We start from the raw sequence: 21,404 nt of genomic DNA, 5'->3' as shown, positions 1-21,404 counted from the left end.
GATAATTCATTTTCTTTCTGTAAGAATCCTACATTCTTCTCTATTTACTTATACTTATATTTTTTTATAATTTATTAGTAAATATATATCGTTTAATCATTTACTATTTAACATTGAAATTGAATTTATAATAAAACCAAATATAAAAACCTTTTAAAACATATAACAAAATACAGATATTTTTAAATTATAATAATGTACAAGAACTTTAATAAATTCTATTTCTTATTTTAAATATAAATCATATTCTGATATGATATATACATATCTAAAATACTAGCAAACAATAGTTATGGAGGTGTCCTTACATGACACAAGATTTATTGTTCATTACAAAACCTACTGTAACGACAAAAGAGGCAGCCGGTTTATTAGGCGTAACGGTACAAACAATTTTACAAAAAGAAAAAGATGGATTAATAGAATGTGTATATAAAGATAACTGGAAGCAATTCGGTAGTAAGATTTTCTATTTAGAGGATATTGAACGTTTAAAAAATACTGAAGAGGTTGAAGGCTATAGCACAAAAGAAGCAGCTGAAATTCTCAATGTAGCACCATCTACAGTTTTTACCTATATCAAATCTGGTAAATTACCTGCTTCAAAGATTAAAAAACGTGGAAAAGAAGTATATATCATTGATAAAGATCATCTTGAAACTTTTCAACTTACTTATGAAAAAACTACATCAAAAGAGAGAAAAACATTTATTACTAAGATTCAAGAAGAAGAGATTTATTTATATCAATTATTAACACATCAACATACCGGAAAAACAGCTAGGGTAATAGAGATAAATGGAGCAGACGGCAAGATTCTTACAGAAGACGAAGAAATATTCCCTCTATCCACTTATAAAAAACATGATTACTCATTTGATTCTTTCCATAAACAAGCGGTAATTACGAAACGAGGGTATTTATCTTTTTCATTTAAAAAACCTCAGCTATTTCATTCCATCACCTATAATCTAATAAATTTATTTTATAAAGAACTAGGTGTCACAAATATGCGATTGAGTATTTCATCTGATACTATCAAATTAGAAATTAAACCTTTCGTATTACAAGTTGATCCATTGCAGTTTCAAGAGGAGATTAAATACTTACATTCTCATATGAAATCCGGCACGATCCTTCCACATGTAGAAGGTATTTACTTTAAAAGTAATGTAGAGTCATTAACTTTTCATGCAGATCATGAATTCAAGCAAAAAATAATGCAAATGGCAGTGGATGCTGGTATGGGACAGGAAGAATTCTTATTGCAAGCTGTAAAATCTTATATAAGCGATTTAGAACAACGATAAATATTTATTAAGGAGAAAAAGCGTAGGAATTGAATCTTTCTACGCTTTTTAAAGTATTCAATTTAAATACTCATTTCCATGAAACCACCATATGCACTATCAACTTAATAGGAATGTTTATCAATTTAAATTAAGACAATCTTTGCAGAAAAATCAAATATACTATAAGAGCCTATATAGTAAACATACTTAAAGAAGAACAAAACATGATAAAACATATACTCAGTTTCATACTTGGAACATTTGTTATGATAATTGGTTCCTTTTGGGTTATTCCCTACACCCTCGAAGCAATTGACAGTAATGTAAGCTATATTACTCATGACAAAAAGTATTTTAGTAAACTATATGAATATGACATTAAGCTGTGGATAATAGCAATCCTTATATTTTGTATTTTTTCTACAATTTCTGTTCTTATACTAAAGTCACCCGATTATAAGAAGAATAAAAGCACTCCTATAAAAAAATATAGTCAAACAAATCGGCGAAAAAAAGCAAAGAGAAGGCGTCATAAATAATTGTTTATTATGTTATGGGGTAATTAATTTATTTAATTCTTTTTGAATTAACAGTGCAGGATAGTTCAATGAGGATGATGATATAATTAAGTGGGAATTTACTTTATTTTATAATTTATGAGGTGGGAAATGGACTCTTTAGAATTAAACAAATCTAAATATATTGTCTCTAACATCAAAGATATTCTGTATAAAAAGCTTATTCTAGATAAACCGCTAACTAAAGATGATGTAAAAAAATTAAACCTAGTTAAGCCTACTGTATGCGAAAATGAGAAGTATCTCATTCAGGCACGGTGGTTTTGTAGTATGAATATCGGAGAGTGGGAAGATGTAGATATTATCATTCAAGGGAATAATGAAAATCCCAATGTTGAGATTATCGATATGGCAGAAAAAATATTCGATGAACTCTATCTTCATATAAGCTGTGCATTAAAATATTTACAGAAATTCTTCCCTAATCAAGAAATGAAGAACTATTACCTATCCACAATATCTTTTGGAAAGATAGCTAATATTGACGATTATATATTGCCAGGTTTTAGTTTAGCATTTATTTATGAAGGTACCTATGAGTTTCAGTATAAAGTAAAATTTAAAGACAATGGATGGCCGATTGGTTTTGAAGGTGGGCCACTTTAATAATCATAGATAATTTTTCTTATTGGGGTCTCGCCACATGCCCATCAACCTAAGGAAAGCAAATACCCCAAAACGAGAAAATTGACATTTCCAGATGAAAATGTACAATTTTTTTGTTTTGGGGATGCTTCAAAATATTAGTTTGATAGCAATGTGTCTCTATCCATATAGGTTCGTGAATTACGGTACTATGACCATATCGTACAGCTAGTTGAGTGTTCAAATGTTTTTGGTCAAAGCTTTTCTCCTAATATCATATGAACTCACTTCATCACTCCATAATTTTTAGGTAGTGAACGATTTTAGATTACCTAAAATCACTATGATATCCTAAATAATATTTAAAAAGCTAAGTCCATACATCGCAGCAACTGTAAAAATGACTGTCCATACTGCTAGACTGACCGTCATCCAACTTATGACGTGTGTCCGGTTAGATCCAAATGTTAAAGCTAATACGGCTGCAATATCAGTTCCTACGAGAATTGGAGCTAGAAGAGCCAAACCTGGAATACCATATCGATCCCATATTTTTCTTGATCGGGTTTCTTTTTTAGAAGGTGTTGTTATACCTTTTTTTTGTTTTCTTGCTGCTTGCCATTTTGCATACTGTTTAAAGAAAAAACCGAGTAATAGAACCAAGATAAGATTTCCTGCAAATGCTGTTACTCCTACTGCAAATGGTTGTAATCCCCATGCGATACCAAGTGGTACAACAATTGATACATCCATCCATGGGGCAAATGCTAAAAGAAATAACACTACATATTGCCATAATGCCCCCGCATTTTGAGCCCACTCCACCATATTGTTTCATCCCCTTTGTTAAATACGATTTAAAATAAAAATAGTGGTTAACCAATAGACAATATATTGACCTGCACCTAGTAAACCAATGCACAATAATGGAACAAAATTATGTTGAGAAAAGAGAAAGCAAATCCCTGCCGTTACTGGAAGCGCAATGCTATAGTAAATATACACATTTCGGCAAGCCTTATAGGTTACCCACTGCTGCCCTTCATCTATTTCACGAAATTCGGATGGTATAAAACCAAATAGCCTAATCTTATCATGAGGATTCTTTCGGTTATAAATCCTTGTGAGAATGAGCCATAAAAAAGTAACCGTCACTAAAATCCCGAAACATAACTTAGCTAAAATGACTTGTGTATTCATAAGAGAAAATAGTAAAAATGCAATAATCAACACAAATATACTGGCCCCTATAAGTGGAGATCTTAAAACCTGTTTTATCATAATCGTTCCTCTCCCTTTAAATAAAAAACCTCTTCTACGGTAACTTGAAATACAGCAGCTAATTTTAACGCCATAGTGACAGATGGAGAATAATCACCTTTTTCTATTAATCCAATTGTCTGCCTTGTGACCCCAATTGCATCGGCCAAGTCTTGCTGAGTCCATCTAAATCGTGCTCGTAATTCTCTAACTCTGTTTTCTAGTATCATAATTCCCCTTTCCTCATTTACAATTACTGTAATTGTAAATGATTACTAACAAAATGTAAACAATCATTTGCATTATGTAATGAATAATTGCTAAACACGACATAAATTACCCTTATGTTAAAAAGGGAGTCCACCCCATCGCTATCAAGATACCAAAACAAAATACCCCATAAAATGAAAAAATACGCTATTCTTTCTGTAGAATCATAGGAAAGGATGGCGTTTTTGTATGTCTATTTCTGTATCTGATGAATTACAACTATTTGCTCAAGAAATTCAAAAATTCTTATCTCCAAATATCTTACGAGATCTTGCTAGAGATGTTGGTTTTGTACAAAGAACTAGTAAATACCAAGCAAAAGATTTAGTCGCTTTATGTGTATGGATGAGTCAAAATGTCGCTACAACTTCTTTAACCCAGTTATCTAGCTGTTTAGAAGCATCGACAGAAGTGCTCATCAGTCCTGAGGGACTGAATCAACGATTTAATAAAGCGGCTGTCCAATTTTTACAACACATATTATCTAAACTACTAAACCAAAAATTGGCCTCATCTATACCTATTCCTTCTCCATATACTTCTGTTTTCAAGCGTATTCGTATTTTAGATTCAACTGCATTTCAACTTCCAGATCCCTTTTCATTTGTTTATCCAGGTGCAGGAGGATGCAGCCATACAGCGGGGGTGAAGATTATGATCTATTAAGTGGCCAGTTCCTGCATATCCATACAGGTCCAGGTAAACAACATGATCGAACCTACGGTTCCCTGCGTGTTCCAACTGTGACAGCGAATGATTTATGTATCCGAGATTTAGGGTATTTTCATTTGAAAGATCTTAAACATATACAAGACCAAAAGGCTTACTATATCTCTCGTATCAAGTCGAATACACGTATTTATCAAAAAAATCCCAATCCTGATTATTTTCAAGATGGAAGAATTAAGAAAGGTACAGAGTATATTCAAATAGATATGGAGGGTTTAATGAGCTCTCTTCAACCAGGACAAACATGTGAAATAGCTGACGCTTATGTAGGAATGACTGATAAAGTGCCGACTCGTGTGATTGTTCATCGACTAACAAAAGAACAACAACAAAAACGATTACACGATCAAACTGTAAGAGAAAAAAAGAAAGGAATGAAGTATTCTGCTCGTAGTAAACGACTTAGCGGTATCAATGTATATATGACAAATACCTCTATAGATATTGTCCCGATGGGACAAGTACATGATTGGTATTCTTTACGTTGGCAAATCGAGCTTTTATTTAAAACGTGGAAATCATTCTTTCATATTCATCATTGTAAAAAGATAAAACGAGAACGATTAGAATGCCATTTGTATGGGCAACTGATTGCCATTTTACTTTGTTCTTCTACCATGTTTCAAATGCGACAATTGCTTCTTATGAAAAAGAAACGAGAACTGAGTGAATATAAGGCCATATATATGATTAAAGATTACTTTCTTCTTATTTTCCAAGCTATACAGAAAGACACCCAAGAGCTATCAAAGATTTTAATTCGCCTGTTCAACCTCCTACAGCAAAACGGGAGAAAATCTCATCGATATGAGAAGAAAACAGTCTTTGATATATTAGGTGTCATTTACAATTGTACCATGTTTGATAATCAAGCGGCTTAAATCAAAAAATTGAAACCCATTAGGGTTTATTTCGTATGCAAATCTTTAAATTCCCTACACGTAGCTTTTAAAAAAAAGAAACAACCTCTATTATAATTAACGTTTTATGGTCTTAGCTTGATAGCGATGTGGCGGTACCCCTAAAAATAAAAAAAGAACGGTTCCCCGTTCTTCACAACTTTTTTCTTAATTTATATACGCAACCCCCGGGCATTATCTTCCCCATCCCTAATTTTAGTGAAATTAAATAGAATATATAATATAAAAAAAACAATTATTCCAACTCTTCACAACCAATACTACTGTCTTCTACCAATTAAAGTTTTTATATCATTCCCTAAATCCTGTTATCCTTTTGAATTTCCCCTCCATTACTAATTCGCCGCTCTTAAACTTGTTTGAAAAATTTTTTAAGACAATTAAAAACATCCTTCTTCTCCTTCAATATATAATATTTAAACTTCTCATCCTCAATGTTTCTATAAATCGAAAAAAGGGTAGATGATGAGCGATTATACTGGTTTAGTTAGCTGGGATGTAACCAAATTTAATTATATTCTGTTCCCAAAACTCACTTGTAACTTTATTATTTATACCTCAAGAAATACATTCCCCTTTAAAGAGGTATTGTATTTTAGACTCAATAATCATTAATCCCTCATGGGGGCACCATATCAGAAAAGAAAATTGTACGTTTAGACACATTTAATCAATTACCTGTACGTTAAGAGGTCCCCCCCCCTCACCATCAAGCTAGGAAAAGCAAATACCCCAAAACGAAAAAATTGACATCTCCAGGAGAAAGTGTACATTTTTTTGTTTTGGGGCTTTATAAAATTCTTAAGTTGATGGCTGTGTGGCGGTCCCCCTAGTATAGCTGGCATTGTTGACGTAGGCCCTGGATTTACTATCGACGCCCAAGTTGACATTAACGGTTCGCCTCAATATATAAAATATAAAGTACAAAACTGGAAGGGAAGTACGTTCCATATTACAGTTAGCAATGCGTATGTGAATGTAAATTAAGACGAAGAAAAGACCGCCTACTATGGGCGGTCGATTTTTACTAAGTATTTTTTAATGCTTGTTTTAACGTTTCACTTGTTTGTTCAAGCCATTCTAGGGGAGCCAGTTTTAAAGCAGGAAAATAAATGTCTGTATAATATTCAATGAATTCTTCTTTTTTTTCCGTGGATAGATCACTGTTTAAAAATGCAGTTATGTAATTTATAGTATTTTCTATACAAACCTTGTGGGCTTCTTCTATAAATTCGTGTAAGGCTTTTTCTGGTGTTCCCATATCTTGATGGAATGTTCCATCTAAAAAATCACTTAATTCTTCATAAATATAATCTTTATCATTCATAAATAGCCTCCTAAATTTCTATCTTATGGGGAATCCTGTTCTAATATAACTTCCTTCTCCATCTTTTTTTAAGACAATTTTAGCGTTCGTTACCTCTAAAACATCTTCAGATGTTCTTAATATAGATCGACCAATAATTTCATCACCTCTATACCTCAACGCTAAAGTTGGTGGGCTATAGGGATCAGCTAGCCACCTTTCTATTTTACGTATATTTTGAGGATTAGTTAATACTGCATCAGCAACTTTTTGGGCTTTTTCTAAATCATTAAAAGATGAAGACCCAGTGATTTTCTGATCATCTATTAATCGTTGAGCCAATGCCTCATCAGGTATTTCAACATGTTTTTCTATTAAATGTCCGCCTTTATCTTCGTGTTTCTTTAAATCACCATCAAATACACGTGGACTATATTGATTGGATCTATCTATGTTTTCAGCAAGTGAAAAAGTATCTTTGGCTTTATTAAAAGTAGTGTAATCAAAAGATCTTAGATTAAGTGCATTGGTATCGGCAAGAGCAAATTGATTTTTGGGCATTAGAATATTATTCAACATGTCAACGCTTTGCTTATACTTATCTAAAGTTATTACGTTTTTAGTACCTTGTATAAAGTTTACACTTTCACTAAGTTTTGAGGTTTTGCCTGACTTTGATACTTTACCTAATGTTGAAATTTTATCTGCACCTTTTGTTCCTACAAATAATTCGGCAATTGCTAATTTAACTTGCATCTCTACATTTCCAACCCATTTAGCTCTGCTATTCCAATCTCCATTTACAACATCTTGATCCCACGAATCAGAAATAGCTTGTTCTACAGCAGCAAATGTTTCGTCGATGTGAGAAAGAGCATACACAGCGCCCTCAACACTATCTATTGGATGTAAAATTGTGTTTAATATTCCTTTAAGTTCATCTAACACCGCTTCATTTTGCCCTTTTTTGTAGTTATGATATTGCCCGATAATAGGAGTATTTTCTATCTGGCGAATAAATTTTTCGTACAACTGATCCATCGCTTCTACGTTATTTTCAACAGTATCTTTAAGTTTATCGAACAACGATTCTTCTATAATACTGGTTTCTTCAGAATGATGTTTTTTTTCTTCTGTAATCGCTTGGATAGAAGTTGTCCACTCCATATTCAATCCTTGTGTACTAAACGTGCCACTTGCAGGACTAAATCCTTTTCCACTTTGAACTTCGGCAAGACCAGTAGCAATACTAGATGCTAGTTGAAGGGCCGTACTGTAGTTATTACTGGATGTTTGATTAAATTCATATAGGTGATTTAATTTTTCTTGAAGTTTATGCCTCATGACAGTAAAAAGATTCGCCATAGCATCCATCCCCGGAACTGGCATGGTTTGACTGATGGCTTCCATACTTGCTTTCATTCGGTCAATCCCTCGAATTTGTTCTAGTATTTCTTGTTCGATGACATCTGTTGAAGCTACTTGTGATTGAAATTGACTTGGAAAGGCATCATTCTGACGGATTAGTTCTTCACATAAGTAAATGATTCCTTGTGCTAAAGGACGAAAGGTTTGTACAAAAAATGATTTTGCACTGCTATATGTTTGTCCTTGTAGAACAGTATCAATTGCAAAAGCATCAATCGACTGAATAGCTTGTTCCATACCTTGAATGGTAGCGGTACATACAGCGTTCATGCTTTGAGTTTGGTTCTGTACTTCTCCCAAATACATATTTAAACTCATGCATTAGTCCCCCTTGCTAATTGTTGTTGCTGGTAGGATAAGTCGTCTTCTAAATTATTAAGGTCTCGTCTTTCCTTAAGCAATGTTTCTTTTTGGTTTTCCAATTCGAACGTAAGTTTTCGCTCAATGTGTTGTGCTTCCTGGCGGATATTCATAAAAAAATGAGATAATTCTCTATCGCTGTGCCAAGTTTCTAAAATGCGGTTAAATAAGCGATTACTTCGATTTTTCCATTCGTGAAAATCTGCTTCCGCTTGTTCCTGAGTTTGAATCGCGGATTGATTTCGGTCCTGTTTTTCAAATACATTTCGTAACTTCTGATTTAACTGTTTGCTTTGGTTTTCGATATCTCGATCCATCTTCTTCCTCCTACCGTTTTATCTTTACGAAGGTGGTCACATTAGCGAAAAGTGTTGTGAAGCTCGTGATCCATTCTCTCAAACTCTTTGGCTACCGAATGAATATTATCGACCTCTCGTTGAAAGGCGGTCCAAAATTGTTGTGTTAAATCTAAGGCTTGTTGATTCGCTTCTTGTGCTTTGGAATTAATCGTTAGCGTCGTACGCGTCGCCTTCGTGATTGAACGATTTGAGGCACTTTGGATTGTATCCGAAGCTTTCCTCATTTGCGTAGCGATTTGTGTTGCTGTTTGTAAATTACTTTGAAATTGCCCCATTCTTAAAAACCCTTTCTATAGTGTTCTGAACATACCAGTGAAATTTCAATTCTTCTAACTTATCAACTAACCTTTGTATACCCCTTCTTCCCTAATACGAAATTATACCATGTAAAAAACTAGAAATTACTCTCGAGAATAAAATATATTATAAAAGTATAAAAGGTTCTTCTTCATATATTTGTACCAGAACCGCTTATCTTGAATAACTGTAGAAAAATCAAATTTTCGTTATGGAGAACAATAAATTTCTTCATTTATAGTGCAGTACCCCATTCCCATCAACCTAAGAAAACAGGTCACCCCATGCCTTCTTACAGGAAGAATTATAACGTATTTTTTATTCACTCAATTACCGAAGTCTCAAATATTTTAAATAGTTTCTTATCCCCTAATCACCGAGTACGTTTATTTCTCCAAATTACTGTCCATAATAATAAACAAAGACAAACCCTTTATCCTTAAGATATAGACGCTTTCTCAATGGTATCAAACTCGGCGATTAGGGTGGAGTGGTATAATCAAAAAGAATCAGGGCAAAATTAAAAGGTATGAGCACGGTACAATACCGGGCTCATACCCTAGAGGCTGCCTAATGAACCGACTTGTCTAACTTTCGAGAGGGCACTTCAACTTGCTATAGCCCTTCACGTTTATTTAGGACGGAGCCCTCATAGCTAAAATGATAAAAGCTACAGATTTGCTACTTTAAAGTTAAGAATTTAACCTTGGATTACTTAAATTCTTTTTTCCAGATAAGGCATACATTATATCTTGATGCTTTATTGTCCTCTTATGATTACCTGGTATCCGGAAATTGTTTCGGTGTTCTTTAATTGTAATTAAAGTTTGAAGTTCTACGTTCAATACTTTTGCGAGGACATGATAGTTATATCTATTATCTAACAAAGAAATTATTTCATAAAACATAGATTTTCCACCAACTAATTTTACTAATGTATTCTTTAATTCACCTCTTTCTCTTGTTTTTTTATTTTGCAGTTCTTTTAATTCCAATACTGACTGATGTTGTTTCTCTGTTTCAATTTTTTGTAATATAACTTCTTGTCGTTCCCTTTTTTCTTTAGCTTCCTCAATTTCTAATAACATGGATTTTTTATTTGTCTGCTTAATGTATTGAGTATATAACTCTGGGAACTCTTTTTGAACTTCTTTGTTTAATACTGATTTATATTTCATTATATAAGTAATTCGTAATAAAGAACGTTTTAATAAACTATCTTCAATGAGATACGCTACTTTATTAAATAAATGTACATACTCCTTAATATTCGAATAACTATTGAAATGAGCTAAAACTCTACTCTTTATACTAAAAGCCTTTCCCACATAAACAATATTATCATTATAATCTTTAATTAGATAAATACCACTGTCAGATTTTTTTAATTTATTATCCAGTTCTTCTAGACTCATAAAATGCAATTCACTCATACTTCCCTCTCCTTAGTAGTTTAAATCATGAAAAGTAGTCAAAGTTTCCAAAAGAGCACTTGGCTGCCCTAGCATCTCTCATTTTCTCTCTTACTAACAGAACACTCCTTCTTCAATTTTTGTGAAGGAGTGATAGTACCCGCAAATAATGGTAATCTTTAATGATTTTTTTCATATGAGATAAATGAATAGAGAAGAAAGTTTACTATTCATTTATCTAAAAAAAGTTTGTTGGTATAAATTAAGGTTATGAAAAACTTTCTTGCAGATTTTTAATGATACCCTCTGATAGTAATTAATAGTGATCAAGTAAAGTTTAAACTAACGAAATTTATATTAAGTTTACAATCAATACTACAAAGTCTAACCGAAAAATACAGATTTTTTTTAATATTAAACATTAAAAAGGCGTACTGCCCTATCACAATTAAGTTAAGATGTTAAATTCCCACATAGTAAAAAAAAAGAATTTCTACAGCTAGTAATTTATAAAAATTCAGCTTATAGTTCATTTTATGTAACTATACATTTTTTAAGTTGATAGTAGTGGGCAAACACTCATATTTTAACAAAAATATAAGCAAAGCAAATTTCAACATAAAAATAGTCTGATTTTCTATCACAAGAAAAATCAGACTATTTTTATTTTCTAGATAGTATATCTTGACACAGTATACATTATCTTTAAATTCAACATCATACTTCCCTTTGTACAAGAATAATTTTATAAATTCCTTTAAATATAGAGGGTTCCTCATATACAATCTTCATTGGTAAATCTATACATATGTCACTAAACTTTCGATTAATATCTGTGCCCAGAAAGGAAGTAATACTATTGATTATGCTTCTGCTTATGCTGGAAGACATTTCCTCTGGCAAAAATTTATCAAAAATTAATAAGAATCCTGTTTGTTTAGTTACTCGTAGAGCTTCAGCTAAAGCCTGCTTTGGATGTTCCACAACACTTAAAATAAGATTTAACGATACTACATCAAAAGATTCATCTGGAGACTGTAATTGCTCTGCATTCATTTGTAGAAGTGTAACTTGATTTTCCTTTATTTTAGTTTTTGCTTTGTTTAACATATCTTGTGAAAGATCAATTCCCGTAATATTGACATCTGAAGGAATAAATCGAAAGTCCTCTCCAGTTCCGACACCAACAAATAAAATATCTTGTTTCGACTTAAGAGGAAGAAGAGAGAAAGCTCGCTCCCTTGCCTTTATAAATAATTTGTTACTCATTAAGTAATCATAAATTATAGAAATACCTTTATACTTAAGTTTATTCGTATGATTTTTCATCCTTTTACACCTCTTTATAGTTATAGAAAAATACGAAAAAGACAAAAATAAGTATTGCATTTTCTGCATGCACTCTATTTTATAAGAAATCTCATTCCTGACAGTGAACTATGTAATCTATGTGCTAATAAAAACAAGGATTCATATATGTTTCTTCACAAATCTCTAATACATTTCCGACTATCAAGGATTACAAAATGATAACCTTCTATTTGCAAGTAAGATCCCATACTCAAACTAGCTTGAACAGCAATGACAACATAAAATCTAAGAAGTAGTTCTCAACATTGCCTACTTTTTTAAAAACATATGAATAATCGCTCATATATTCATATGTTTTCGTTTATTATAGCATTCTACTTTTAATCGTCAAGGGGACTTTATTGATATTTTAAATCATACATTATGTGTGATTTTATTTATTCAAATTTAAAGGAAATAAATAACTGTATTTGCATTTATAAAATATTTTCATAGGAATCACAATCTATATTGGGACTTTAGCAACATGTCTATCAATTTAAGCTTTTTAAGAGGTAGCATCACATTGCTTTCAGGCTAACATTAAGAAGCTAATTTCTATGTTACTCAACTATCAATATGATTATTAATAGAATTTTCTATTGTTATTATCTCGCAATTTTATCATATGATTTTGAAATCGTTTCCTCATTTAAATTACTGTGTTTTATCGAATAAATGAAGTATATTATTGCCCCAATAGTAATCCAAATGCTAAAGTACAACCATGTCCTTAACGGTAAATTTAGCATTAAGAACACACAACATACAATTGAGATACTTGGTAATACAGGTACAAAAGGTACCGTAAATCCACGTTTTAAATTTGGGTGTGATTTACGGAGGATAATAACTGATACACAAACTAACGTAAACGTTACTAAACTACCGATGTTAACTAAATTAACCAATTCTTTCAAATCAATAAACCCAGCTATTACAGAGCTCCCTATTCCTGCCAATCCGGTTATAAAGGTGGGTGCTCCAGTCTTCTTATTGACCTTCGCAAATGATTTGGGTAACAGTCCATCACGACTCATTGCAAAAAATACTCGTGTTGCTGCATACATATTCGAGAAAATAACAGCCATAAGACCAATTACAGCACCTGCAGCAATTACACCAGCGACTTTTCCTTGCCCTACAACTTCCATTACATAAGCCATTGCCTCAGGCACATTTAATTCTTTATAGGAAACCATTCCTGTCATAACAAGGCATACCATAACATAAATAATTGTACATATGATTAATGATGCAATAATACCGATTGGGAGATTACGTTGCGGATCTTTTACTTCTTCTGCTGAAGTTGCTAATATATCAAAACCCGTAAAAGCGAATAAAATGGCTGCTCCACCAGTAAAAACTCCACTTAAACCGTATGGTGCAATTGGTACCCAATTCATTGGTTTTACATAGAATATACCAACCGTAACAAACAATAAAATCATTCCAATTTTAACCAATACCATTATGTTATTGATACGTTTACTTTCCTTCGTACCGCGCGATAACATCCATGTTAATATCAATGTAATGATTACCGCTGGTAGATTCACAATACCACCTTGCGACGGAATCTTTACTAGAGCTTTGGGTATCTCTAATCCAAATCCCATTATTAAATTGTGGAAATACCCTGTCCATCCAGCAGCAACAGCCGCTGTTGCCACAATATATATTAAAAGTAACGACCAACCTACTAGATGAGCAATAAACTCACCAATTGTTGCATACGAGTACGTATATACACTACCAGACGCCGGGAGTGTAGAAGCAATTTCTGCGTAACATAATCCTATACATCCACATATAATTGCTGCAAGTACAAACGAAAAAATAACCGCTGGACCAGCATCTCTTGCTGCTACTAATCCAGTTAACACAAGAACCCCCGTTCCAATTATCGAGCCTACCCCTAACATAATTAAATCAAATGCTCCTAATGTTTTCGTTAAGGTCTTACTTTGATTATGCTCTAACAATTGCGTAACGGATTTCTTTTTTAATAAATTACTCATTTTCTCTGTATCCCCTTTAAAAATAAGGTTTATTCTTCTCGTTATTGTTGTATATAAATTTACTTAGTTATTAGCTAGCCTCATAATATTTCTTTTACATTAAATGGAGTTTAAATATTCTATAAATTAATTGGTATTTTTAGGTTAATACATTCTACTTTTTCTCTTTAATTCAGTGTTCAACAAAGATTAGCTACAATATATTTTAGCTGGTTTGATTTACCCCCAAAGCAATAAATAACAGATTTATCCATCCTAAAGAGATACTTAGCTTTCTTCCTCGATAGCAATATGATGATATCATATACAAAAATAATTTATTTATATAATTGCGTTTCACCAGAACTAAGGGCATTTTTCTTTCGTAATACACTAAAAATATAACCGCATACACCGCCTATAATAGCTGGAAGTACCCATCCTAAACCTACACTATATAAAGGGAGAAAATGCTCAAGAAAATTATGAATTAGTTCGATTTTTACTCTAGCAGCATTTAAGCCATCTAATGAACTAATAATAAATGTTAATATCAAACTCCCTTGATATACTTCAAATCTACCATTAAATACAGAGTGTAAAAACGTTAAGAATATTAAAGTAATAGCAATTGGATACATAGTTATTAATACAGGGATCGAAATCATAATTAATTGTGTTAATCCTATATTTGCAACTAGTGTACTGAAAACAGACAAAATAATAGCAAATTTTTTGTAAGAGATCTTTGGAAATAATTCATGAAAAAAAGAAGAACAAGCAGTGATAAGTCCTACGCTTGTGGTCAAACATGCTACTGTAATCATTAAACCCAATAAAATTGCACCATACGAACCAAAATAATATTCCGAAACTTTGGCTAAAACTTCAGCCCCATTATTTAAAAGACCTAGTTTTTCAACACTAGAAGCCCCCATATAGGAAAGAGCAGTATAGATAAGAGCTAAGAGTGTAGCAGCAATAGCCGTTGCTTTTGCACAAACAACCATAAGCTTTTTTTTAGTGTTAGCCCCTTTTTCTCTAATTGCATTCAAAATAATGATTCCGAAAACAAAAGCTCCAAGAGCATCCAATGTTAAATAACCTTCTTGAAAACCTTTAAAAAATGCATCTGATGTATACCCTTTAACAGGTGCTTGAATTCTGCCAATTGGATGAACAAAAGCTACAACTACGAGCATTCCAATAACGGTTAATTTGATAGGAGTCAAAATTTTTCCAACTATATCAATAATTTTTGTAGGATTAAGTGATAATAAACATGTAACGGTAAAAAATAAGATTGTAAATATGATTAATGTAACAGGACTAACATCATTTGATAAAAAAGGTTTAATTCCAATTTCAAACGATACATTTCCAGATCTAGGGATGGCGTAAAAAGGACCAATTGCCAGGTAGAGAACGGTTGTAAATACAATACCAAATACCGGATGAACACGACTAGCTAAAGATTGCAAATCATTTTTACCTGAATAAACAAATGCTGTTATTGCTAATAATGGTAAACCAACTCCGGTAACTAAAAAACCTGCATTGGCTATCCATACGTTTTTTCCAGCCATTTGACCAAGCATAGGTGGAAAAATTAAATTTCCTGCTCCAAAAAACAATGCAAACAGCATCAATCCTATAATAATAATAAAGGAAGTAGGAACTTTATTTGACATAACAAATCCTCCGATTACACATTTGTACACGCTCTTTATTTTTTTACATAATTTAAATACTAGTTTAGTTTATTCCAGCCTAGAGCACCGTTGAGGAAGAGTATTTTATGGTTCCACGCCCTATAAGAGAATAACAACAAACTTTTAACTTAAATAAAAATTTTGAAACAATGGATATGACGTTACGCCTAAACAATGCTTCTCACTTACTAGTTAAACTAGATATTTCAACAGATTTTTGAGTACAACGTTTCATAGCTGAAATGATAGCTGTTCTTAAACCTTTTTCTTCAAGTGTTGCTACAGCTTCTATCGTCGTTCCACCTGGAGAACAAACCATATCCTTCAATTCACCTGGATGTATGCCCGTTTCCAATACCATTTTTGCAGAACCTAATACAGCCTGAGCTGCGAATTTATAAGCTTGATTTCTTAGCATACCACCAAGTACAGCAGCATCTGCCATGGCTTCTATAAACATATACACATATGCTGGAGAAGAACCACTAATAGATGTTACAACATCCATTAGTTTTTCATTTACGACCTCCGTTTTTCCAAAAACATTAAATATATTTAGTACTTCTTCTATATCTTTTTCTTTAACCATTTCATTAAAACATAACGCAGACATTCCTTCCCCAACAAGTACCGGTGTATTAGGCATTACTCTAACAACCTTTAACTTTCTACCAAACTCATTCTCAGTGCTCTTAATACTTTTTCCTGCAGCAATAGTTACAACAATTACATCATTTTTTATCTGGTCTTTTATTTGGTTAATTACTGATGGGTATAAATCTGGTTTAATTGATAAAATTAAAATGTCAGCCTTATTAGCTACTTCATTGTTGTTAGTAGTTGTAGTTATGTCATATTTATCACTAGCATTTTTTAAATTACTGACGTTTAAATCTGAACAAATTATTTGATCTGGAGAAACTAAATTTTTGCTAATCATCCCTCCTATCATAGCAATACCCATGTTTCCACATCCGATGAACCCTATTTTTTTATTCATAATAATTCAATCTTGCTCCCTCTATTATAAAATTTATTGATTTGAAATTATTATTCTAAATAAGATCTACTACAATTCCTGTATATGCCAATAAAATTTAAAAATTATCATCCCTATACAAAAGTCTTCTAAGAATCACATATATAAACGTTTTATCTTTTGCTATTAATCTATTAAAGTAATGGTTTGTTGGTTTTAATCAAAGTTGTACACACGAACTTTACATGTTTGCAGAAATCCACTCTGATAATAATTAATAGTCAATAAGTGATTTTTTGTTAAATTTCTTAAGAACATGAATTTATCCGCTTTTTTACAACTAACTTATATAAAAAGCCTGATGAATAAAGGAATCTATACACTTGCAAGCTGATTCTAATAGAAACATATCTTTAATTTGATAGTTAATACTACAAAATCTAATTAAAAACACATGAAACAATTAAAAATTCTCAAGTATATAGTAAGCTATCTCAGGTGAGATAGCCTTTTTTAAATACATGCTATCTTTGCTACAATAATATTATCTTGAGAAAAATACTTATTTTAATACTTTTTCCTCTTTTATTAATCTTAGTAGATTGTTTTTAATTTCAGACATGCTGATATTTTTTCTTGCAACACCGGTTTCCACTGCAGCACGTGCAACAGCATATGCTACTTGCGGCACCACCCTAGGATCAAACGGGTTTGGAATGACATAGTTTACATGAAGCTCTTCTTCTGAAATTAACTCAGCTATTGCATAAACAGCTGCTAGCTTCATTTCTTCATTAATTTCTTTTGCTTGTACATCTAGAGCTCCACGAAAAACTCCAGGGAAAGCTAGTACATTATTTACTTGATTAGGAAAGTCAGAACGACCTGTGCCTACTACTAGTGCTCCAGCTATTTTTGCTTTATTAGGCATAATTTCAGGTGTAGGGTTAGCCAAAGCAAAAATAATAGGATTATGATTCATAGAACGAATCATATCCTCATCAACTACATCTGCAGCTGATACCCCAATAAATACATCAGCATTAATAAGGGCATCTGCTAATGTTCCCCGCTTCTGTTCTATATTGGTAATACGAGCTATTTCTTGTTTGAGTGCATTCATTCCGTTAGGTCGCTTTTCATATATTATCCCTTTTGTGTCACACAAAATAACATTTTTCACATGCATATGAAGTAACAGCTTCACAATGGCTATTCCAGCAGCACCAGCACCATTTACAACGATTTGCACATCTTCAATTTTTTTATGTGTTAACTTAAGCGCATTAATTAGACCAGCAATAGTTACAATAGCTGTACCGTGTTGATCATCATGGAAAATAGGAATATCACAAGATTCTCTTAAGCGCTCCTCAATTTCAAAGCATTGAGGTGCTGCAATGTCTTCTAAATTTATCCCACCAAAATTTGGTTCTAATAATTTAACAACCTCAACAATCTTATCCGGATTATTGGTGTTTAAACAAATAGGAAAAGCATCGATTTCAGCAAATGATTTGAAAAGTAAAGCTTTTCCCTCCATTACAGGCATAGCTGCTTTAGGTCCAATATTCCCAAGACCTAATACTGCAGTTCCATCAGATATAACTCCAACTAGATTCCCTTTCATTGTATAGTCATAAACTTTACTTTCATCTTTATAAATTTCTAAGCATGGCTCCGCAACACCCGGTGAGTAAGCAAGACATAAATCTGTTGAATTTTGCACTTTAACTTTAGGATAAACACCAATCTTGCCCTGTTTTTCTTTATGCATTTTTAATGCTTCATCTCGTAAAGGTGACATATAATTTCGCTCCTATAATTAAGATTTTTATTTTCCTATAATTAAGTTAAGAATTAATTAAATCAATCTTAAACTTGATAGTGTATGATATAAGTAAGATTTCTAATATAATCTTTATCTCTTATTGATTTCATGTTCTTTCAAAAGATCGATTTGAGTTTATTAATAGCTATAGAATAGACACAAACCAACGTTTTAAAATTCATTTACATTTTTTAATCATTATTAAAGTATTTAAACTTTTCATCTCTGAGATATTTAATTTCGTTAGAATAATAGCGATGTTCTTTTTGCTCGTTCCTATGTATTATCATTATTTATTTTTATAACCTTTTAACATATCTTTTGAATAGCGATTTGGGTATAAAGCATTTAACATCTTGTATGGACTTCCATTCCAATATCTTCTTAATGGCGTCCATAACTTATGTTTTATTAACCATCTTTGTGTATAGATAGTAATTGCTCCTCTGTTAGTTTTTCCTTTTCTTCAATAGTCTATTTCAGCGCCTCTAATGCTTTTTTTTCGGTCCAAAATCCAGTAGGTGTGAATTTATATTCCCATTCTTTATTTTGACCAGGATATAACTCATTGATCATAGAGTACGGACTGTTGTTCCATAATATCTGACAAGGAGAAATTAATTTATGAATAGTAAGCCATTTTACACTGTAAACTTGTAATAATTGAAAAGGAGTTAATTTTTCTTTTTCTTCAATAGTCCATCTTAATGCCACCAATGCTTTTTCTTTAGTCCAAAACTTGTTAGGAGTCATACTAAATTCCCATTCTTTAAATTTATTAGGATATAAAGAATTTATCATTGCATATGGGCTGCCATTCCAATACATAACTAATGGCGCACTGAGTTTATTTTTCTCTAACCATTTTTTACTATAAATTTTTAATAGTTCTACTTTACTTAGCTTTTCTTTTTCTTCAATAGTCCACTTTAATACTTCAAGAGCTTTATCTTTAGTCCAAAAATTTAATGGCGCCATACCAAATTCCCACTCTTTAAATCTATTAGGATATAAGTCTTCAATCATCTTATAAGGACTATTATCATAACCATGTTTGAGCGCCCCAAGTAATCGATATTTTATAATTAAACGCGTATTCCATCTTTGTTTAATATCTTCTTCAGTCCACTTTAAAATTGTTTCAATTAAATATTTTGTGACCCTTTTAGATAGCTCTCTATTGCTATCTTCTTTCCAAGTATTCGGTGGAAATCTACTGCTTTTACCGTCTAATATTTCTTGATAGATTTCCTCTATCTTCACCGCTCTCGCTTGCATTTCAGAACTCCCTCCTATTTAAACTAGTAAAGGCCATGTAACGATTCCTCTTTCTTAATGTTAAATAACGCTCCTTTATTAAATGCTGTTATCGACTTTAAAGAGTAGAAGCAATGCATATGATGAAGAAAAAATTAAATTTCAATAAAATCATTTCTTTAATTTATAATAAGAAGGACATAAAAAAACAAAAAGTTACAAAAATTTTTAAATTAAAATTTTTATAGCTTTTTGTTTTGGTGTAAATATAATGTCACTTAAGACGTCTCACCTTTTTAAACTTGATGCCCCATAATCTTCAATAGTTACATTTACATGATATTTAATCGGTACCTTACTAAATGTTCGATCCCAATCTTTTTTGACTTTCTCCCATGTTCTCGGGTTTTTAATTCTTAATTGGTTGCTAAAGTCCGCAATGTCGACTTGATATTTTTTTTGTATTTTTTCAGTAACATGATGTACTAAGTGCTTTACTTCTTTTTCAACAGCTTTTTCTTCCTTTTTTAAAAATTCATTTTCAAAATCTTTTTCTGATTGCATCCAATTTTCAGACAAACGCCCTTCTGACTCAATGTTTACATCAAAAGAAATCTTATCTCCGTTAACATGCGGTATGATTTTGCTTTTTATTGACTTTATTTCGTAAATAATGAGTTTCCTTGATTTTCTATCAAAAGTTTTTACCACACCACCTTTCCTTTTTCCGTTTATCCATATTAATCCTACCAATTCCTGTTCGTTTAAAAAACCTATCAACTTTTTTGTTTTCCCTTTAATTACAGCAGCTCCTGCAAATTTTGTTTCCCCATTTATCGAAGCCACATTTTGTAAAAGAAAACTGGATCCTGACCGCATCTTTCCTTCTAATTTAGTGAGCGATACGGGAGGTAAAATCCTTGTTGTTCTATTTCTATTATCTGCAATTCCAGTCAACTGAAATGCTGGGATTTCTCCATTTTTCTTTGATTCCAAAACCTCCCTCGCTGGTCCCTTGCTAATTAAAATCATACAGCTAAGTCGAACTTCATTGTCACGGAGATACTGTTCAAGTAATTGTTCTAAACTGTATGTACGTACAAGACTATCACTAATAACAATGTTTTTTAAATGTGCGCTGAACATTTGGTTCTCCCTTTTCAATGAAAACTCACGAACAATTTGATGAATAGAATCACCGGTCTCAGAAACATTTATATACCGTTTTTGTTGTCCGTTTCCTTTACTTTGCGCTTGCGAACTAATAATTTGATAAGTAGCCGTTATAAGGTTTCTTTTAGGATATTCTTCTTCCTCAACCTCTTTCTCAATTGTTGACTCCGTCCCTTTATCTAGTGCTATACCTGCAGTTAAACTCAACTCTTCTATTTCTTTACTGCTCCAACATCCTGTTAAAAATAGGAGCACAAGCATCGATAACATAGCCAAATAGAACCGTTTACAAATAAAGTTATT

17 protein-coding genes and 3 pseudogenes are annotated in these 21,404 nt (G+C 32.2%); 4 read left to right on the top strand and 16 right to left on the bottom strand.

The window, feature by feature from the left end; all coding sequences use genetic code 11:
* Positions 1 to 308 precede the first annotated feature (308 nt).
* The 3 genes from JDS82_RS18750 (at position 309) to JDS82_RS18745 (ending at position 2,476) form a co-directional block, all read left to right on the top strand.
* Positions 309 to 1,310, top strand: a complete 1,002-nt coding sequence (locus JDS82_RS18750) for a helix-turn-helix domain-containing protein (protein WP_199713725.1) — start codon at positions 309 to 311, stop codon at positions 1,308 to 1,310.
* Between the two features lie 206 nt (positions 1,311 to 1,516).
* Positions 1,517 to 1,831, top strand: coding sequence for a hypothetical protein (locus JDS82_RS29790; protein WP_242474913.1), 315 nt, complete (start codon positions 1,517 to 1,519; stop codon positions 1,829 to 1,831).
* Between the two features lie 129 nt (positions 1,832 to 1,960).
* Positions 1,961 to 2,476, top strand: a complete 516-nt coding sequence (locus tag JDS82_RS18745) for a hypothetical protein (protein WP_098140093.1) — start codon at positions 1,961 to 1,963, stop codon at positions 2,474 to 2,476.
* A 330-nt stretch (positions 2,477 to 2,806) separates the two neighbouring features.
* On the opposite strand, the gene JDS82_RS18740 is transcribed toward JDS82_RS18745, so the two are convergent.
* From JDS82_RS18740 to JDS82_RS18730, 3 genes are read right to left on the bottom strand one after another with little or no spacing between them, the layout of a single operon-like run.
* Positions 2,807 to 3,283: a small multi-drug export protein gene (locus tag JDS82_RS18740; protein WP_000230643.1), complete on the bottom strand. Its 477-nt coding sequence runs from the start codon at positions 3,281 to 3,283 to the stop codon at positions 2,807 to 2,809.
* Positions 3,284 to 3,301: 18 nt separating this feature from the next.
* Entirely contained in the window at positions 3,302 to 3,736 is a 435-nt protein-coding gene (locus JDS82_RS18735; protein ID WP_000595642.1) for a hypothetical protein, read from the bottom strand.
* On the bottom strand, positions 3,733 to 3,945 hold the full coding sequence (locus tag JDS82_RS18730; protein ID WP_000599740.1) for a helix-turn-helix transcriptional regulator: 213 nt from the start codon (positions 3,943 to 3,945) through the stop codon (positions 3,733 to 3,735). Before JDS82_RS18730 ends, JDS82_RS18735 begins: the two co-directional genes overlap by 4 nt.
* A 229-nt stretch (positions 3,946 to 4,174) precedes the next feature.
* Here JDS82_RS18730 and JDS82_RS18725 point away from each other — a divergent pair.
* Positions 4,175 to 5,595: pseudogene (locus JDS82_RS18725) on the top strand (IS4 family transposase).
* Between the two features lie 388 nt (positions 5,596 to 5,983).
* Here JDS82_RS18725 and JDS82_RS30385 read toward each other — a convergent pair.
* The 13 genes and pseudogenes from JDS82_RS30385 to JDS82_RS18660 all read right to left on the bottom strand — a co-directional run.
* A pseudogene (locus JDS82_RS30385) lies at positions 5,984 to 6,121 on the bottom strand (sporulation protein YhbH); the annotation flags it as partial.
* Positions 6,122 to 6,661: 540 nt separating this feature from the next.
* Positions 6,662 to 6,961, bottom strand: a complete 300-nt coding sequence (locus JDS82_RS18720) for a contact-dependent growth inhibition system immunity protein (RefSeq protein ID WP_000998175.1) — start codon at positions 6,959 to 6,961, stop codon at positions 6,662 to 6,664.
* 18 nt (positions 6,962 to 6,979) lie between these two features.
* Positions 6,980 to 8,686: an RNase A-like domain-containing protein gene (locus JDS82_RS18715; RefSeq protein ID WP_199713724.1), complete on the bottom strand. Its 1,707-nt coding sequence runs from the start codon at positions 8,684 to 8,686 to the stop codon at positions 6,980 to 6,982.
* Positions 8,683 to 9,045, bottom strand: a complete 363-nt coding sequence (locus JDS82_RS18710) for a DUF3958 family protein (protein ID WP_000373349.1) — start codon at positions 9,043 to 9,045, stop codon at positions 8,683 to 8,685. Before JDS82_RS18710 ends, JDS82_RS18715 begins: the two co-directional genes overlap by 4 nt.
* Before the next feature lie 41 nt (positions 9,046 to 9,086).
* Entirely contained in the window at positions 9,087 to 9,362 is a 276-nt protein-coding gene (locus JDS82_RS18705; RefSeq protein WP_000529676.1) for a TIGR04197 family type VII secretion effector, read from the bottom strand.
* 714 nt (positions 9,363 to 10,076) lie between these two features.
* Positions 10,077 to 10,817: a GIY-YIG nuclease family protein gene (locus JDS82_RS18695; RefSeq protein ID WP_199713723.1), complete on the bottom strand. Its 741-nt coding sequence runs from the start codon at positions 10,815 to 10,817 to the stop codon at positions 10,077 to 10,079.
* A 696-nt stretch (positions 10,818 to 11,513) separates the two neighbouring features.
* A complete protein-coding gene (locus tag JDS82_RS18690) occupies positions 11,514 to 12,125 on the bottom strand; it encodes a class I SAM-dependent methyltransferase (protein ID WP_199713722.1) in 612 nt (203 codons plus the stop codon).
* A 629-nt stretch (positions 12,126 to 12,754) separates the two neighbouring features.
* A complete protein-coding gene (locus JDS82_RS18685) occupies positions 12,755 to 14,170 on the bottom strand; it encodes an amino acid permease (protein ID WP_199713721.1) in 1,416 nt (471 codons plus the stop codon).
* A 317-nt stretch (positions 14,171 to 14,487) separates the two neighbouring features.
* The gene (brnQ5, locus tag JDS82_RS18680) at positions 14,488 to 15,840 is read right to left on the bottom strand and encodes a branched-chain amino acid transport system II carrier protein BrnQ5 (protein ID WP_199713720.1); all 1,353 of its coding nucleotides are present in this window, start codon (positions 15,838 to 15,840) and stop codon (positions 14,488 to 14,490) included.
* A gap of 202 nt (positions 15,841 to 16,042) precedes the next feature.
* Positions 16,043 to 16,861: a pyrroline-5-carboxylate reductase gene (proC, locus tag JDS82_RS18675; RefSeq protein WP_199713719.1), complete on the bottom strand. Its 819-nt coding sequence runs from the start codon at positions 16,859 to 16,861 to the stop codon at positions 16,043 to 16,045.
* A gap of 541 nt (positions 16,862 to 17,402) precedes the next feature.
* A complete protein-coding gene (locus tag JDS82_RS18670; protein ID WP_199713718.1) occupies positions 17,403 to 18,647 on the bottom strand; it encodes an NAD(P)-dependent malic enzyme in 1,245 nt (414 codons plus the stop codon).
* A 313-nt stretch (positions 18,648 to 18,960) separates the two neighbouring features.
* Positions 18,961 to 19,949: pseudogene (locus tag JDS82_RS18665) on the bottom strand (DUF4046 domain-containing protein).
* Positions 19,950 to 20,216: 267 nt separating this feature from the next.
* Entirely contained in the window at positions 20,217 to 21,371 is a 1,155-nt protein-coding gene (locus JDS82_RS18660; RefSeq protein ID WP_206773466.1) for a Ger(x)C family spore germination protein, read from the bottom strand.
* Positions 21,372 to 21,404: the final 33 nt, after the last annotated feature.

The organism is Bacillus cereus group sp. N14 (assembly GCF_016483555.1).
Taxonomy (GTDB): Bacteria; Bacillota; Bacilli; order Bacillales; family Bacillaceae_G; genus Bacillus_A; species Bacillus_A wiedmannii.
The sequence above is the reverse complement of the archived record's forward strand: the minus strand, read 5'-3'. Positions and strand labels throughout refer to the sequence as shown.

Excerpts from the sequence above, each read along its gene's own strand:
- JDS82_RS18735 (WP_000595642.1), bottom strand. The coding sequence starts at position 3,736 with ATGATAAAACAGGTTTTAAGATCTCCACTTATAGGGGCCAGTATATTT.
- JDS82_RS18660 (WP_206773466.1), bottom strand. The coding sequence starts at position 21,371 with ATGTTATCGATGCTTGTGCTCCTATTTTTAACAGGATGTTGGAGCAGT.
- JDS82_RS18670 (WP_199713718.1), bottom strand. The coding sequence starts at position 18,647 with ATGTCACCTTTACGAGATGAAGCATTAAAAATGCATAAAGAAAAACAG.
- JDS82_RS29790 (WP_242474913.1), top strand. The coding sequence starts at position 1,517 with ATGATAAAACATATACTCAGTTTCATACTTGGAACATTTGTTATGATA.
- JDS82_RS18695 (WP_199713723.1), bottom strand. The coding sequence starts at position 10,817 with ATGAGTGAATTGCATTTTATGAGTCTAGAAGAACTGGATAATAAATTA.
- proC (WP_199713719.1), bottom strand. The coding sequence starts at position 16,861 with ATGAATAAAAAAATAGGGTTCATCGGATGTGGAAACATGGGTATTGCT.
- JDS82_RS18690 (WP_199713722.1), bottom strand. The coding sequence starts at position 12,125 with ATGAAAAATCATACGAATAAACTTAAGTATAAAGGTATTTCTATAATT.
- JDS82_RS18745 (WP_098140093.1), top strand. The coding sequence starts at position 1,961 with ATGGACTCTTTAGAATTAAACAAATCTAAATATATTGTCTCTAACATC.
- JDS82_RS18720 (WP_000998175.1), bottom strand. The coding sequence starts at position 6,961 with ATGAATGATAAAGATTATATTTATGAAGAATTAAGTGATTTTTTAGAT.
- JDS82_RS18685 (WP_199713721.1), bottom strand. The coding sequence starts at position 14,170 with ATGAGTAATTTATTAAAAAAGAAATCCGTTACGCAATTGTTAGAGCAT.
- JDS82_RS18715 (WP_199713724.1), bottom strand. The coding sequence starts at position 8,686 with ATGAGTTTAAATATGTATTTGGGAGAAGTACAGAACCAAACTCAAAGC.
- JDS82_RS18710 (WP_000373349.1), bottom strand. The coding sequence starts at position 9,045 with ATGGATCGAGATATCGAAAACCAAAGCAAACAGTTAAATCAGAAGTTA.
- JDS82_RS18730 (WP_000599740.1), bottom strand. The coding sequence starts at position 3,945 with ATGATACTAGAAAACAGAGTTAGAGAATTACGAGCACGATTTAGATGG.
- JDS82_RS18750 (WP_199713725.1), top strand. The coding sequence starts at position 309 with ATGACACAAGATTTATTGTTCATTACAAAACCTACTGTAACGACAAAA.
- JDS82_RS18705 (WP_000529676.1), bottom strand. The coding sequence starts at position 9,362 with ATGGGGCAATTTCAAAGTAATTTACAAACAGCAACACAAATCGCTACG.
- brnQ5 (WP_199713720.1), bottom strand. The coding sequence starts at position 15,840 with ATGTCAAATAAAGTTCCTACTTCCTTTATTATTATTATAGGATTGATG.
- JDS82_RS18740 (WP_000230643.1), bottom strand. The coding sequence starts at position 3,283 with ATGGTGGAGTGGGCTCAAAATGCGGGGGCATTATGGCAATATGTAGTG.